Consider the following 14,957-nt stretch of genomic DNA (forward strand, 5'->3'; position numbering starts at 1 on the left):
CCTTACGTTACTCGTGAGACAGAAGTAGAGATTAGCAGAAGCGGGAAGGACTAGCGGCGTAGCAGCCAGCGCGCCCAAAATGGGGCCACAATCATCAGCGTTATCATGCGTAGCAGGTGGTGAAAGGCTACAAATACCGGATCAATATTCAATGCCACAGCCAGAATGGCCATTTCACCAATCCCACCAGGTGCCAGTGCTAGTAGCGCGACATCACGCCCCACACCTAGTGCTTGGTGGATTAACTCAGCGAAAAATGCCAGTACCATCAATGCCAGCAATGTGGCAAACCCAGATTGCCACAAATAGCGCCCCAATAACCGCCGAGTCATCCCTTGAAAGCGTGAACCAATGGCACTGCCCAATACCCACAGCATCAGGTTCATCCCCCAGCTAGGGAGCGTTAGGCTGGCAAGGTTAAATCCCGACAGCAGCGCTGCCATAAGGAGTGGTGTTAGTAGCGCTGCGCTAGGAATACGCAGCCAACGACCCAATGGTAGGAGTAAAGGGATCGTCAGCAGCATCCAGCCGTGTGCTAACACAGTATCCGCAGGGCCAAGCTGCCCTTCACCGCCTTCAAACGCCCAGAAGAGCGGGGGTAAAAAAAGAATGACTAAAACAATCCGCAGCGACTGAGCAATAGCGATACGCTGGGGGTCACCGCCACACTTATCGCCCAGCATGATCATTGCTGTCATGGCGCCAGGTGCGGCTCCAAACCAAGCGCTTACAGGGTCAAAACCACAGCGCCGATACCAGGCTGCGGCCACGGCCGTAGAGGCCGCTACACCTAACAGTAAAAGCACGGATGAAACAGGCCAGTCCAATACCCGCTGGGCCAGCTCCGGCGTAACCTGACTACCAAGTACTAACCCCATCACCGCCAAAAACACGTTGCGCAGTGGTTCGGGCACGCCAACGTTAACGCCTCTCGCTGACAGTAGTAGATTGGCAATTAGCGGACCTAGCATCCAAGCCAGCGGCAAGCCCATGAGCTGAAACAACACACCACCGACGGCGCCTACACCAAGCGATGCGACAAGCGCTTTTGCACTCCCTGCTTTGAAACGTATGCCCTTCACACGCCCCCCGCTGATTAACTCTGGTCATGCCACAGGATAGTTACCCTGCTAAGCGTCCCGGTTAGCTTACCAGTTTTGGGCTAGCTTGGGGTTAGAAAGGCACCAAAGGCCCTAATATGGCCTTAATCTTCATCATCATCGTCACGCAGACGCGCCTGGCGCTCAGCTTCTTCCTCTTTGGCGTCATCAATCACTTCCATCAGCTCATCTACGTTAGCAATGTGGCTGTCGAACTCAAAATGACCGGTCAGTTTGCTATCAGGGTGCAGCTTGCCTGCCTCGTACAGCGCCCACATCTCTTTGCCGTAGTGGGTGGTTAGCAACTCAGGGGCAAAGCGGCCAAAGTAGGCACGCATATTGTCCACATCGCGCTCCAGCATAGCAGCGGCGCTATTATTGCCAGCGGCATCTACGGCTTGGGGAAGGTCGATAATCACCGGGCCTTCAGCATCTACCAGCACGTTGAATTCCGATAAATCACCATGAATCAAACCAGCGCAAAGCATTCGCACCACGTCTTGAATCACTTTGGCGTGATAGCGTAGAGCCTGCTCTTGCGTTAGGGTCACTTCGTCCAGACGCGGCGCCACATTGCCATCAGCATCACTGATCATTTCCATCAGCAACACACCATCGACAAACCCATGAGGCTCAGGCACGCGTACATCAGCGGCAGCAAGACGGTATAGCGCATCTACTTCTGCATTGAGCCATGCCTGCTCTTGCTCTTTTTGGCCATAGCGGGTTTTTTTAGCCATCGCTCTTGAACGACGGCTATTACGCTCCTTACGCCCCTCTTGATATTGAACCGCCTGCTTAAAACTACGCTGTTTAGCTTCTTTGAAAACTTTGGCACAGCGCACTTCATCACCACAGCGCACTACATAGACCTGCGCTTCCTTACCACTCATCAGTTGCACCAGCACCTCATCGATCATTCCATCATCGACCAAGGGCTGTAATCGTTTGGGGGTTTTCATGGTTAGCTGCGTCGGCTCCTCTTTACTATCTGAGCTCAATCATTAGGAGCTCAATAACGAATACGGCGAACGCGGAAAGCGCGCCCTTTTAGTTTGTCACGTTCAAGCTTGGCCTGAGCTTTTTGAACAACACTGCACTCCACTGCCACATAGGCGCTACGCGCCAACACTTTAATTTTTCCAACCTGATCGCCACGCAGGCCACCTTCGCTGGTTAAAGCACCCAGGATATCACCAGGACGCAACTTATCTTTTTTACCACCCGCAAGTTGTAGCGTAGCCATGGGGGGCTCAAATGGCACTAAGCTCTGGGGTTTAGGCAAAGATTCTGTGGCAATCGGTTGCTCCAGAAGTCCTTCTAGCCGTTCTAGCCGGTAATGCTCTTTAGGAGTCACCAATGTACAGGCAACACCGCTAGCCCCTGCGCGACCAGTGCGCCCTACCCGATGCACATGGACATCAAGCTCACGGGCTATTTGGTAGTTAAACACGGCATCTAGTTGGGCAATATCCAAACCACGAGCAGCGACATCAGTAGCCACCAGAATAGATGCACTCTGGTTAGCAAACAGGATCAACCGTCGGTCACGATCTTTTTGCTCTAGATCGCCGTTGAGCGCTACAGCGCTAAATCCAGCATCGACCAGTTGCTCTGCCACCGCCTGAGTTTCGCGTTTGGTATTACAGAACACCACACTAGTCGCCGGCCGATAGACCAGCAGCAGTTGTTGAAGGGCAGCAAAACGCGCCTCTTCATTGTCGACTTCGTAGAAGTGCTGATCAATTGTAGTGGCATCGTGAAGCTCCGCTACTTTAACCGTGACCGGATCACGCATGACGCCGCGGGTCATAGTGGCAAGGCCACCAGAGGTCTGCTCGTCTGGGAATGTCGCACTAAACAGCAACGTTTGGCGGTCAGCGGGAGTATCAGCAATGATGTCATCTATCGTCGCTTGGAAGCCCATATCCAGCATACGGTCAGCTTCATCCAGTACCAGCGTCGTCAGCGACCCCAGCGTTAGCGAGCCTTTACGTAGATGCTCGTCAATGCGCCCTGGCGTACCCACTACAATGTGCGCACCGTGCTCTAACGAGCCGAGCTGAGGGCCAAACGGTGCACCACCACATAGGGTTAGCACCTTGACGTTGGGCATCCCCCGCGCCAAACGTCGCAGCTCATCAGCTACCTGGTCAGCTAGTTCCCGAGTGGGGCATAGCACCAAGCCCTGCACAGCGAATGCCTCGACGCGCAGTTCTGCCAGCAGCGCCAGGCCAAATGCAGCGGTCTTCCCCGAGCCGGTTTTGGCCTGTGCCAGCACATCGCGACCCGCCAGCATAGGTGGCAGACTTTGCGCCTGAACCGGCGTCATTTCGTGATAGCCAAGGGAGTCTAGATTAGTCAGCAGCGCAGGTGAGAGCGCAAGCGATGCAAAAGAGGTGTCGGACACAAAAAATTCCTGAAGGGGCTATATCGCCCAGCAAACCGATAATGTGAAGCACCATACCAGAAAGTGCCACTCCCTGCTTTGCTGCTGACATGCTGTAAGGCTCAGCTCAAAGCTGTACCTACGCCGACAGTGTAGCAAAGCGCCCCTGGCTTAAGGCAGCCAAGTCGTTTGGTGAAAGTTCAATCTCCAACCCACGGCGCCCAGCACTAACGTACAGTGTCGGAAACGCCTGTGCCGATGCATCTATAAAGGTAAGCAGGCGCTTCTTTTGCCCCAGTGGGCTGACGCCACCCAGTACATATCCGGTGCTGCGTTCCACTTCCTCGGGCACTGCCATCGTCGCCTTCTTTGCTCCAGCGACTTTGGCGATCTGTTTTAAGCTTAGCTGACCGGTGACCGGCACAATGCCTACCGCCAGTTGCTTTCCATCCAGCTTGACTACCAAGGTTTTAAATACCTGTTCGGCGGAAACACCTAGCTTTTCTGCTGCTTCTAGCCCGTAGGACTGAGCAGCAGCATCGTGATGGTACTCATGGAGTTGAAATATAATACCTGCCTGCTTCGCACTATTAATCGCCGGTGTCATGGAGTTTCTCGCCAGTTAACGTCGTTAGCTTATGTGGTTAGTTCATATGGTTAGTTTATGTGACTAGCTTATGTGAAAAGTATATTACCCACTGCTAAGCTTCATAACGTGACCGATTAAGGGAAGTCAACTGACAGGAGTCTAACCAGCCATGAGAGCAACCTCTAAAGTACAGCAGAAAGCGGCCGGGGCCGCACTTTCTGCCAAGCGCGGCGATACCCAACCAAATGAGCTAACCGGAGCATCCAAGGAGATGTATCACTCAATGAGCGAAGCGGAGCTTGAGGAAATGGCAGGTACCCAACGTAAAGGCAAGCCGAAAAGGAAAGAGAACGAATGAAAGAGAACGAATGTTGTGCCAAAGGCCACGCCAGCTTATCAAGCTGCCGCAGCCATCGTACGTACAGTAGTTGAACTGATTACTGGCAAGGCACCACGCGACGCAAGGTATCTTTCGCCCAAAGCGTTTGACCATCCGGTGTACGGCCATGCTCATTCCAGCGCTCGGTGGTCTCAAGACAAAAAGAACCAGCATCTTCAGTGCGCGGATTAGCGCCAACAGGGCGCTCCCCACCGATACGCATTACATCAGGGTTTTCAGTTGTATAGCGTGGGGCAACGGTAGAACTTGCACAACCAGCAACCAGAACGGTGACCAGCAGCGCGGGCAAACAGCGGCGCAATGGCATGTTTTAAAACCCTCAGAATAGCAATAGTAAGCCGACACCATTTGTCGGTAGCGCTTGATATCACTGCTTCCGCGCTCACGTCAATACTTATTCATGCTGGCAATTTAAGTGACGAGAGTGATACTGGTAACTGGGCGTAAATGGCGCAGTTTACAGTGCTGTTCGATGCTTTCCAGGATTTCTTCAGCGGATTCGATCTGCCGCTTATCCAGTTGAATATCAACCACTAAAAAGCTACCGATCTGTGCCAAACGTACGTCTTCATCGACGATATCGAAACCTGATACCTCTTGCATCACTTCCTGGCGAATGCCACATACAGGCTCACCAAACATCAACTCACGCAGTGCACCCCGTACCATACGTATCGGCATTGGAAGGAAATAGCCTGCGATAATTAGCACCATTACTGGGTCAGCAAAGCGTGCTAAGCCTGCCCAGGGTGTAAGGGTCAGCCCCCAGGTTAGCGCAAAGCCCAGTAAGACCGCAGCGCTTAGCCAAGTATCCATTTGCCATTGACGCAGCTCCGCTTCCAATAATGATGAGCGGCTAATTTTGGCGTAACGGTACAGCAACCACCAGATCACCAAACAGCCAATGACGTTAACAACGCCAAACATCAGAGCCAGATCAAGTGTCACTAACCGTCCGCCCTGAATAAGGATCCATAAGGCAGACACCATCGAAAAAAGGCACACCAAAGCAATCATCACTCCTTTGAGTAGTACAGCCAGTGGCTCTACCGTTAGCCGTCCAAAGGGGTAGTGATCATCTGCTGGTTTACGTGCCTGCTTCAATGCTAAAAGGGAAAGCGACACCAGCACTAAACTCAATAGCGAATACCCACTATCAAATAAAATGGTAACTGAGCTGCTTGCTAGCCCAAGCACTAGGCCAGTAAAGGCCAACAAGCTGGCAAAAACAGCAGAAAGTCTGAGCGCTCGGCGCTCTGCTACGAAGGGGGTCACGCGAATTACTCCAGATAAGTGTATTCAACGCTGGCGATCATAGTGAGTAAACTGGTATTTCACCAATCGCTCAGCGCCAAATATTTTGGCACTCAACCAGGGGCTATCTATGCGAGCAGAACAGGTACAAGCGTTTATCGATGTTACTGAACACCGCTCATTTGCCGCTGCCGCCCGGCACACGGGCATAAAGCGCAGTACCCTAAGCGCCGCCGTCAATGCGCTGGAAGATAGCCTGGGTGTCGAGCTATTCGAGCGCTCAGGCAATAGCCTACAACTTACGGCTGTTGGCGAAAGTGTACTGCCGGATTGCTACCGCCTGCTAACCAGCGCCAGCCGGATCAAAAAGCATTGCCAACAGCACATACAGGGAGTGGAAAACCAGCTATGTGTTGCCAGAGACGACACACTACCTGAAGCATTTTGGCGCCAAGCAATGCACGACCTGAAGCAACGGTATCCGCTAACGGCGATTTCAGTGTATCTATTACCCCCACAGGAGCACCTGCAGTTCGTGCTACGTCAAACGGTCGATATTGCCTTTGGGTTATATACCGCCGAAGGCACGACGGTGAATGCCAACAGCCTAGCCCCAGTCAGCATGTGCCTGGTGGCAGCACCTACTCACCCACTTAGCCGCCTGCCCAGCGTTACTCGCGATGACCTCGCCCAATATACCCAAGTGTGCTTGACCTACGACCGAGACGATAAACTGGTCAGCGAGGCGCTGTTTTCAACCAACTATCTTGGCCTCACCATGTTTGAGGTCATCCGAGATGCAGCGATCAACGTCACCGGATGGGCGTTATTGCCCTACCCGCTAGTTAAAGAAGCACTAGAAACACATCAGCTTTGCGCACTCAACCACGACCTAACGCTAGACAGCCACTACTACCGCTACGTGGAAGGTGAAAACCTCGGCGTAGTCGCTACGGCACTGTTGAACAACGTGGCAAAATTTTTAGGCACTACCCGCTAATACCTGTTGATAAAGGCTGTCCAAAGTGAAACGTTGAAATTTGTGAGTGGCAAAAACCATCAATGCCTTCCACTCTGTTAAAAAGTGCTAAATAAGGATTCCCAGGACACGCTAGAGAACCGGCATAGGGCAGTGTCATCTAAGCGTAAAGTGTATCTGCCAGTGTCGATGATGCCGTCAACTAAGGAGTAGTTTCCGATGGTAAGACTCGATAAGAAAGCGACTAGGCTTTATGTCCTAGACACAAACGTCCTTATTCATGACCCCACTGCGCTCTACCATTTTGATGAGCACGATGTGGTTATACCCATGACGGTACTTGAGGAGCTTGATAAGCATAAAAATGGAGTTCGTGAAATTGCCCGTACTGCGCGGCAAATCAGCCGCACACTTTCCGACCTAACCAGCCAAGTAACCTTTGATGAGATACAAAAAGGCATTCCAATTCCGCGCATTAGCGGTGAGTCTGGCCGCTTGCATTTTCTTTGTTACAACGACCTAAAGCCTTTTGATTCGCTAGATGATACCCCTGACAACCGTATTTTGGCGGAGACTTGCCGGCTGCGAGATGAGCGTCCAGACGCCTCCGTCATTCTAATTACCAAAGACATCAACTTAAGAGTAAAAGCCGCCGCGCTAAAAGTGCCGGTGGAAGACTATTTGAATGACCGCGCCTTCTCAGATAGCGATGCCATGATTGAAGGAGCGCAAATTTACGCATCCGCCGGTCAGGATGGCGCATCGCTTTGGGAAGCTCTCAATGTGGAGGTCACCGTAGAGCGTGTAGGACACCACACGTTCTATCAATTAAGCGGCAACATGCCCCGCCATTGGCACGTTGGCATGCTGGTGTCTGATAGCGAAAACGGCGCCGAGTTTGAAGCTATTGTGCGCGAACTTTCTCCTTTAACAGCACGCTTACAGCTGCTCACTAACTATCGCCACCACGCCGGAGTTTGGGGCGTGCACGCTCACGATAGCCGCCAGAATTTCACCCTCAATCTACTAATGGACCCAGACATTGACCTCGTTACCATTGCCGGTAATGCAGGCACCGGCAAAACCTTTATGACGCTGGCCGCCGCTTTCCAGCAAACCCTAGACGCCAAGCAGTTTGAGCGTATCGTTTTCACCCGCGCCCCAATTCCCATGGGAGAAGATATTGGCTTTCTACCGGGCACTGAAGAGGAGAAAATGTCACCGTGGATGGGTGCCTTCCACGACAACATGGATAACCTACTACGTAACGAGGAAGGAGAGTCCAGTTGGGACAATGGCGCAACCCGGCAACTAATCGGCTCGCGGGTACAAATCCGCTCTCCCAGCTTTATGCGCGGGCGCACTCTAAACGACACCTTTTTGATTATCGATGAGGCGCAAAACTTCACCCCCAAACAGCTCAAATCGCTAGTTACCCGGGCTGGCCGTAATACCAAAATTGTTTGCCTGGGCAACGTTGGGCAAATCGACACCCCCTACCTGACAGCCAATACCTGTGGCATGGCCGCCGTGGTGGAACGCTTTAGAGACTGGCCTCATGCAGGGCATATCACCCTGAAAAGCGTTGAGCGCTCTCGCTTAGCGCTGGCCGCAGAAGAGCTACTATAGCCCCCTGCAGAGGGCGTACTAATTAAGAGAACTTGCTGAACCCTGGCGCCGCCAGCACCCTGTACCACGCAACAGTTTGCTGGCGGCGCTTTTTACTTAACTTTCAATGGCGAGGAGTATCAGACGAGTCTTCCTTCCAAGGGTTTTCGACCCCCACCGTATCGGCTGCAAACGCCTCGCGCTCACCCAATGGCCGTGCTTCTCCGACGGTTGTATCGCGATACGTTTGGCGCTCCATTTCACAGTTTACTTCCGCACCAAACAGCACCACAAAGGCTGAGAGCCAAAACCACAGCATTAACGCCACCACGGCACCAAGGGAGCCGTAGAGCTCGCTAAACGTAGAGAAGTAACGCACATAAAGCGATAAACCACCCGACCCCAACAACCACATTCCGGTGGCAAACAGCGTACCGTAGCTTAACCACTGCCACTTGGCAGAGCGGCGATAAGGGGCAAAGCGGTATAACAGCGCTATTAAAGCACTCATGATGACTAATAATGCAGGCCAGCGCAGCCACTGCAGCACTCTATCCAGCGGAGGCTCTACCGCCAATACATCCACAACCATAGGAACAACTGCAATAAAGCCGAGTGAAATCAGCGTCATTCCAATCAGGCCTAATGTCAGCGATATCAGCACAGCAATACGCCATAGTGGCGGTCGTTTTTCCTGCTCGCCATAAACCACGTTTAGGCCAACAACCAGGGTAGATACACCTTTAGAAGCGATATACATAGCCGTTACCAACCCAGCAAGTGCAGCCATTACGTTGCCTGATTGGGCGTTTTCAACCACATCTTGAGCTTGCTGGTCGATAAGATTTGCTGCATCTGGCGGCATGAAGCGACCAATTTCATACAGTTGGCGCCCTGCTTCAACTGGGTCAAACAGTAACCCCCATAGCGAGATCACCGCCGCGATGGTAGGGAAAAGTGCTAACAGTGCATAAAAGGCGACACTGGCAGCATACATAGTAATGCGGTCACGGCGCGCTGCACGCATCACCCGCCAAATAATGTCATACCAACCTAAGCGCGGAATATCATCCGGGGTCGTTGCTTGGCGACCACGAGGCCGAGTTTCCCCAGGCTGTTTTTGCGCAGGTTGGCGGTGCTGGCCATGCTCTTCGCTCATCGCATACCTTCCCAGATCAGCAATAACGCAACGACGACCGCAAATGCCATCATTAAACCGCTACCATGATGGCGCATCCACGCCTCACTGGATAACAGGCGTGTTAACTGCCCCATTGAATGCTGCTCAACCGCTAGCGCAACACTAACGCACGCCCCCTTCACTGCTTTACACCTCGTTCCTATCGCTTGCGCCAGCTTCACACCGTGAGCCGCCAACGGGCTATATAGCCACCATAAATCGCCCGCCGGTGGTGCCTTACCGCCTACCTTGCGAAGCCAATAAGCGACCGACACAAAGAGCAGAACACCTACCGGAAATGGCCATACAATCCCCAGCCACTCAGTCAACGGCGGCGGCACAATGCTGCCTTCTGGGAGCGGTAACCACAACGGGGTGATAAGTGCCGCTATTAACGCAACCAGCCATGCTCCCCATTGAAAAGCATTACTGCCGCCTTGCTGACGCTGCTGCCACTGTCGCCATACACACACACTGACCAGCGCAGCTGTACCTATTGCCGCCCAGGTTAGCAGCATAATTAAGTAAGTATGATCCATCTCGTAAAGAGCATGTTTAACCCCCCACTTGCTGATCATACCCGCTGCCAGCGCACCGGTAAGCGATACCCCCGGCAGGGCAATAAGCGCAAACAACAGTGGTTTTGGCCAACGGGGCATATGGTCACTAATGGTGGTTCCCATAAACAGCGCTCCCTTCGCCAGCGCATGGTGGGCTGCAAACAGTATCACCCCGGGAAGCAGTAGTGGCCATACAGCAGGCGCAGCCAGCCCCGTGGCCACCATGGCAGTTAACATGCCCATTTGACTAATACTAGAGTACGCGAGCACTGCTTTAGGGTGGCGTTGCCATACACCAAGAAGTGCTGCGCCAAACGCTGCTGCGATACCCGCTATTAGCATTACATTACCAAGGAGGGTTAATCCCGGTGAAAGCTCTTCTGCCCCCAGCGGCAACACATACAGCCAACCTAGCAGCCCAGCCTTAATCATAGCGCCACTAAGTACCGCACTCGCTGGGGCTGGTGCTACCGGATGAGCTAGCGGCAGCCAAACATGCAGGCCTATCACCCCAGCTTTGACGCCAAACCCAAGCCATAGCAGTAACGCCATCATGGCTCCATGATCAGCAGCGGCAATACCCTCACGCACACCCTCTAGCATAAACGTCTCTGCCGTACCTGCTGCCCATAGCAAACCACCCAGAATCAACCCTTCACCTATTACAGCTAGGATTAAATATGCCCTGGCCCCCAAACGGGCCTGCTGGCTGCCGCTATGCACGACAAGGGCATACGCCGCAAACGTCATTAGCGCGAAGCCTAAATAAAAGCTGGCAATATCTTGGGCAATAATGAGCAGAACATTACCCACAAAGGTAAGTGGCCAGAACAGCGCAAGACGCAGTAAGCGGCGCTCGGCATTCTGGTCTCCCGCCTGAGCCTTTGCCTGTTCAGCAACAAAATATCCCCGCCCATGGACGGCGGCCACACTCCATAGCAGAGCGGTAAAAGCAAGCCACGGACGACTAATGGCATTGAGTCCCCACTCTCCCCCCAGCATCCAGGCCGCTATACTCCAGTGCGCTTCACCGCCGTAGGCCAGCAGCAGTGCAGGCCAAGAAGCGGTTAGCCACACCAGGGGAAAGTAATTGCGCCTAGCCGATGGGGTTTGATAAGCCTGCCAGACAACATTACCCGCTGCACATAGTGGCCAGAGCAACGCAGCTAGCAAAAGCAGCGTCATCATGGCAGATACTCCCCAATCGCAACTCGCGTTGCCCAATCTAGCGGACTAAACGGCAACCCTGCCAGCAGCCCTGCCCCAATGCTTACCATGGCAGTAAAAACCGCAGGCCATAACAGCCAGCCGTGAGTTTCGAGTCGCCCAAGCCGCTGCTCCTTTGGCCATTCCCCGAAGCCATGAGCAGGCCCCTGGCGGAACCATAGCCGGTGCACGATGGGTAGAAAATAAAGGGCATTTAAGGTGCTGCTCGCCACTAGTACGACCACCACCCAGTACATATCCGCCTGTATGGCACCGATACCCAGGTACCACTTAGTAATAAATCCAGCAACAGGCGGCAGTCCAATCATCCCTAGCGCCCCCACGGTAAACGCGATGCTGGTAAGCGGCATACGCTTGCCGGCGCCGTCCATTTCGTCAATCCGATGAATACCCAGCTCTTCGGCGTAATTACCCGCACAAAAAAACAGCGTTACTTTCATCAACCCCTGGTGCAACAGATGGACAAGCGCCCCGATGGTACCGAACGGGCCAAACAAACTGACCCCAAGCACGACGTAGGAGACCTGACTGATAGTGGAAAACGCCAATCGGGGCTTAAGCTCATGCTGAGCAATTGCTCTTAGCGAGCCATAGATAATGGTGATGGAAGCGGCAATAGCCAATGCTGTGGTAACGCCTAGCTCAACGCTCAGCTCAATTCCATACAGATCATAGATAATCCGCATAATGCCAAACGCACCGGCTTTCACGACCGCAACAGCATGTAGCAGCGCACTGACGGGCGCAGGCGCCACCATCGCTCGGGGCAGCCAACCATGGAGTGGCACCATGGCAGCTTTCACAGCCAGCCCTCCCACCAGCAGCACAAAGATCAGCGTCAACAGGCCACGGTGATCATTTAAATAGGGCGCCAAGCCCCGCTCGGATGCAAATGAGTGGTCGCCGGTTAGGCTATACAGCATCACTGTGCCCAGTAGTAACACCACCCCACCCGTCAACGTGTAGCGTAAGTAAACCCGCCCTGCCGCCAAGGCTTTGGCAGTACCTGCATGAACCACTAATGGGTAAGTGGACAGCGTCAACATTTCGTAGAAAATCAGGAAAGTAAACAGATTGCCTGCTAACGCGATACCTAACGTACTGGCCACACACAAGCTAAAGAAGCCAAAAAAGCGCTTACGGTTAGCCGCTCCCTCCAAGTAACCAATGGCGTAAATCGTGGTGCATAGCCATAACAGTGACGATAGGCCGGCAAACATTACTCCCAACGCATCAGCTCGCAGCACAAAGTCTATACCGCCGACAATCTGGAAACTAAAGGTATCTTGGTAGCCTTGGGAAACACGCCCGACCATTAGCGCCACAAGGATAATTTTACTGACCGCCGCTGCTAAATTGATGCCGGTCCGCAGTCGGCGTGACTCCTCTGGCAGCAGAAAAATAACCACCGCTGCCAAAATAGAGGTTGCCAGCGTTGCGAGTGGTAACCATGCCGCGTTCATACTCCCCCTCCTTGCAGCAAGGCTAAGGGCAGATGTGCCAGCAAACCAAGCGCAAACGCCGCCAGTGCAAGCGCTAGCGCCACTAAGTCCATACTTGGTGCCAACGGCTGATAGTGGTGCCTCGGCGCCGTTTCATCAAATGAGTAGCGGAACACCCTAAATACATAGGCCGCTGTTAATAACGTACCCATCAATAGTGCCACCACAGCAACCCACTGCTGGGTCATCACCATGGCCTGTAGAAGCAGCCACTTCGCTGTGAAGCCCGAGCTGGGCGGTAAGCCCATGAGCGTCACTGAGGCAAGACCAAAAATCAGCAATGAAAGCGGCAAACGACGGCTAGTACCTGCAAGTCCCTTCAAAGAGCTTTCCCCCGTCGCAAGAATCAAATTACCCGCTGCCATGAACATTGCGGCTTTGGCTAGCGCGTGACCTATCAGTTGCAACCAAAAGCCCTCCCAGGCCAGGGCCTTCGGCAAAGGGGGGATGTCTGGCCCTATTATCAGCGGGAAAGCCACCATCAAGTACCCCAGTTGTGCCACTGTGGACGAAGCAACTAGGGTCTTGAGAGAGTCAGACCGCCATGCCACAAGACCGCCCCAAACAATCGCCAACATGCCTAGCCAAGCAACAAAGCGAGGTGCAAATAGCGAACTGGGGAGCAAAATGTTCCACAACATAAGCAAGATAAATAGCGAAGCTTTAACCACCAATGCGGCGTGTAGCGCACTTACAGGTGTCCAGGCACTTTCATGCACCGGAGTTAACCAGCCATGCAACGGGAATAGAGCCGCTTTTAGCGCTAAGCCTGCTCCTATAAGCGCGGCAGCTATCCAAGCGACTGGGCCAGGCTCAACCACCTCGGCCAGCGCCTGTAAATTCAGTTGTCCCCAGTAACCCAGTATTAAGGCAACGCCAAGTAGATAGGCCAACGACCCTACCAACGCCAGCAATAAATAGCGCATGCCGGCCTGTAGCGCTGCAGGCTTACCCGACAGCAGTAGCATGCCTACCGCTGCCAATCCCATCAGCTCAAGGGCGGCATAGAGCGTTAACAAATCCGCCGCGAGCCAAATCAAAGAAAGTGCGCTTATCAACACGCCCATTAGCGGCCACAACCAGCGCGCCTGCTTGCCTGGGTTCGTCAACCGCAAATGCCCCGGCGTATACAGTGCAGCAGCAGCACCTACCCACTGGGTAACCAGTAACATCAGGATACTAACCCCACCCAGACGAAGTGATACTGTTACTCCCGCTACTTGCCACTGCCAGCGCAATAGCCCTGCCTGCTGGTACTCCATCAGTAACAGCACACCAGTCAGTAAAATGGGTACACAGACAAGCGCAACAGGCAGCGTCCGTCGAGGAGAGAACAGCGCTCCTAATAGGCCAAATAGAATCGGCAGTGCTAGCGTTGCAGCTAATACCCAGTGGGTTAACCAAAGCGGCTCGAAAGTGGCTTCCGTCAGACCAAACCGCCAAGTCATTGGGGCTGCTCCTTGGTCTGACTATCGAGGCTTAGGGCGTTCTTACCTTCGAGTAGAAACAGGTGTCGGATCAGTAGCGCTCCCAGTAGAGAACCCAACCATGCAATCGCCAAACCAACACTAATTAATGCTTGAGCTCCCTCCTCAGTGCCTGCCATACCAGCAAGTAACAGAAACACGCCCGAGCCAAGAATATTAAAGGCGAGCAAACGACGCAGTAGATGGTGATGGAGCGCAAACGCCCCCATAGCCGTGGCCGCAATGACAACCGCCGCCATTACAAGAGGGTGTTCTGCAGGGGAGTAGACCATCTCGGGCATTACAAAACGGATTGCTCCCCACATCATAAAGCACCACGCCAGCGCCAACAGGGCTCGTGTAAGGCCATGGGGCCACGAACCACGAAAGCTATCGTAATGTGGTGTGGCATTTGCTCTATGGCTACTAGCGGCGCCATTCGGACGGTAGGCCCTTAACGCATAAAAAAGGCTCGCTCCTGTTAGCAATGCGCCTAATATCAGCTCAGCTACAGCGAGCCAGGGAGCCTCCAACCACCACCATGCAAGTGTCATGAATAGCGCGAACACCACAAACAGGCAGCTAGCCCGCAACAAGTGGCGATCAAACAAGCAGGCTAACGCTGCTACACATAAGCAGAGCGCCAGCCCCCCTTCTATTAAGTTAAAAGAAGCTATCATGCGCCTTCGCTATTCCTTGCATC

The 14,957-nt window shown here is 53.4% G+C and carries 14 protein-coding genes; 3 read left to right on the forward strand and 11 right to left on the reverse strand.

Annotation, left to right across the window (positions count from 1 at the left end; all coding sequences use genetic code 11):
• Positions 1–50 precede the first annotated feature (50 nt).
• From CPA45_RS17195 to ybaK, 4 genes are all read right to left on the reverse strand, one after another.
• Complete coding sequence (locus CPA45_RS17195; RefSeq protein WP_096653631.1) at positions 51–1,082, reverse strand: AbrB family transcriptional regulator; 1,032 nt, start codon at positions 1,080–1,082, stop codon at positions 51–53.
• Positions 1,083–1,204: 122 nt separating this feature from the next.
• Complete coding sequence (locus tag CPA45_RS17200; protein ID WP_096653633.1) at positions 1,205–2,062, reverse strand: PA4780 family RIO1-like protein kinase; 858 nt, start codon at positions 2,060–2,062, stop codon at positions 1,205–1,207.
• A gap of 50 nt (positions 2,063–2,112) precedes the next feature.
• The gene (gene dbpA, locus CPA45_RS17205) at positions 2,113–3,510 is read right to left on the reverse strand and encodes an ATP-dependent RNA helicase DbpA (RefSeq protein ID WP_096653635.1); all 1,398 of its coding nucleotides are present in this window, start codon (positions 3,508–3,510) and stop codon (positions 2,113–2,115) included.
• 118 nt (positions 3,511–3,628) lie between these two features.
• Positions 3,629–4,096: a Cys-tRNA(Pro) deacylase gene (ybaK, locus tag CPA45_RS17210; RefSeq protein ID WP_096653637.1), complete on the reverse strand. Its 468-nt coding sequence runs from the start codon at positions 4,094–4,096 to the stop codon at positions 3,629–3,631.
• Between the two features lie 151 nt (positions 4,097–4,247).
• Between ybaK and CPA45_RS17215 the strand changes: the two genes are divergently transcribed.
• The gene (locus tag CPA45_RS17215) at positions 4,248–4,436 is read left to right on the forward strand and encodes a DUF3008 family protein (protein WP_096653639.1); all 189 of its coding nucleotides are present in this window, start codon (positions 4,248–4,250) and stop codon (positions 4,434–4,436) included.
• A 79-nt stretch (positions 4,437–4,515) separates the two neighbouring features.
• Here the strand turns inward: CPA45_RS17215 and CPA45_RS17220 are convergent, their stop codons facing one another.
• Both CPA45_RS17220 and CPA45_RS17225 read right to left on the reverse strand, forming a co-directional pair.
• A complete protein-coding gene (locus CPA45_RS17220; protein ID WP_078086738.1) occupies positions 4,516–4,785 on the reverse strand; it encodes a hypothetical protein in 270 nt (89 codons plus the stop codon).
• 104 nt (positions 4,786–4,889) lie between these two features.
• Entirely contained in the window at positions 4,890–5,753 is an 864-nt protein-coding gene (locus tag CPA45_RS17225) for a cation diffusion facilitator family transporter (RefSeq protein WP_096653641.1), read from the reverse strand.
• Positions 5,754–5,862: 109 nt separating this feature from the next.
• Here CPA45_RS17225 and CPA45_RS17230 point away from each other — a divergent pair, with 109 nt between their 5' ends.
• Together CPA45_RS17230 and CPA45_RS17235 are read left to right on the forward strand one after the other, a co-directional pair.
• The gene (locus CPA45_RS17230) at positions 5,863–6,732 is read left to right on the forward strand and encodes a LysR family transcriptional regulator (RefSeq protein ID WP_096653643.1); all 870 of its coding nucleotides are present in this window, start codon (positions 5,863–5,865) and stop codon (positions 6,730–6,732) included.
• A 198-nt stretch (positions 6,733–6,930) separates the two neighbouring features.
• A complete protein-coding gene (locus CPA45_RS17235; RefSeq protein ID WP_096653645.1) occupies positions 6,931–8,340 on the forward strand; it encodes a PhoH family protein in 1,410 nt (469 codons plus the stop codon).
• A gap of 103 nt (positions 8,341–8,443) precedes the next feature.
• On the opposite strand, the gene CPA45_RS17240 is transcribed toward CPA45_RS17235, so the two are convergent.
• Genes CPA45_RS17240 through CPA45_RS17260 form a run of 5 tightly spaced genes read right to left on the reverse strand, consistent with a single transcriptional unit; the run spans position 8,444 to position 14,934 of the window.
• A complete protein-coding gene (locus CPA45_RS17240) occupies positions 8,444–9,478 on the reverse strand; it encodes a YihY/virulence factor BrkB family protein (RefSeq protein WP_096653647.1) in 1,035 nt (344 codons plus the stop codon).
• Entirely contained in the window at positions 9,475–11,247 is a 1,773-nt protein-coding gene (locus tag CPA45_RS17245) for a proton-conducting transporter transmembrane domain-containing protein (RefSeq protein ID WP_096653649.1), read from the reverse strand. Before CPA45_RS17245 ends, CPA45_RS17240 begins: the two co-directional genes overlap by 4 nt.
• Positions 11,244–12,749 carry a complex I subunit 5 family protein gene (locus CPA45_RS17250; protein ID WP_096653651.1) on the reverse strand — a complete coding sequence of 502 codons (1,506 nt, stop codon included), beginning with the start codon at positions 12,747–12,749 and terminating at the stop codon, positions 11,244–11,246. The genes CPA45_RS17245 and CPA45_RS17250 overlap by 4 nt, the downstream gene beginning before the upstream one ends.
• A complete protein-coding gene (locus tag CPA45_RS17255; protein ID WP_096653653.1) occupies positions 12,746–14,236 on the reverse strand; it encodes a complex I subunit 5 family protein in 1,491 nt (496 codons plus the stop codon). The genes CPA45_RS17250 and CPA45_RS17255 overlap by 4 nt, the downstream gene beginning before the upstream one ends.
• Positions 14,233–14,934, reverse strand: coding sequence for a hydrogenase subunit MbhD domain-containing protein (locus CPA45_RS17260; RefSeq protein ID WP_096653655.1), 702 nt, complete (start codon positions 14,932–14,934; stop codon positions 14,233–14,235). Before CPA45_RS17260 ends, CPA45_RS17255 begins: the two co-directional genes overlap by 4 nt.
• Between the last annotated feature and the right edge of the window lie 23 nt (positions 14,935–14,957).

It is taken from the genome of Vreelandella nigrificans, assembly GCF_002374315.1.
GTDB lineage: Bacteria > Pseudomonadota > Gammaproteobacteria > Pseudomonadales > Halomonadaceae > Vreelandella > Vreelandella nigrificans.

Coding starts and splice junctions, on each gene's coding strand:
- CPA45_RS17200 (WP_096653633.1), bottom strand. CDS start 2,062: ATGAAAACCCCCAAACGATTACAGCCCTTGGTCGATGATGGAATGATC.
- ybaK (WP_096653637.1), bottom strand. CDS start 4,096: ATGACACCGGCGATTAATAGTGCGAAGCAGGCAGGTATTATATTTCAA.
- CPA45_RS17215 (WP_096653639.1), top strand. CDS start 4,248: ATGAGAGCAACCTCTAAAGTACAGCAGAAAGCGGCCGGGGCCGCACTT.
- CPA45_RS17220 (WP_078086738.1), bottom strand. CDS start 4,785: ATGCCATTGCGCCGCTGTTTGCCCGCGCTGCTGGTCACCGTTCTGGTT.
- CPA45_RS17230 (WP_096653643.1), top strand. CDS start 5,863: ATGCGAGCAGAACAGGTACAAGCGTTTATCGATGTTACTGAACACCGC.
- CPA45_RS17235 (WP_096653645.1), top strand. CDS start 6,931: ATGGTAAGACTCGATAAGAAAGCGACTAGGCTTTATGTCCTAGACACA.
- CPA45_RS17240 (WP_096653647.1), bottom strand. CDS start 9,478: ATGAGCGAAGAGCATGGCCAGCACCGCCAACCTGCGCAAAAACAGCCT.
- CPA45_RS17245 (WP_096653649.1), bottom strand. CDS start 11,247: ATGATGACGCTGCTTTTGCTAGCTGCGTTGCTCTGGCCACTATGTGCA.
- CPA45_RS17250 (WP_096653651.1), bottom strand. CDS start 12,749: ATGAACGCGGCATGGTTACCACTCGCAACGCTGGCAACCTCTATTTTG.
- CPA45_RS17255 (WP_096653653.1), bottom strand. CDS start 14,236: ATGACTTGGCGGTTTGGTCTGACGGAAGCCACTTTCGAGCCGCTTTGG.
- CPA45_RS17260 (WP_096653655.1), bottom strand. CDS start 14,934: ATGATAGCTTCTTTTAACTTAATAGAAGGGGGGCTGGCGCTCTGCTTA.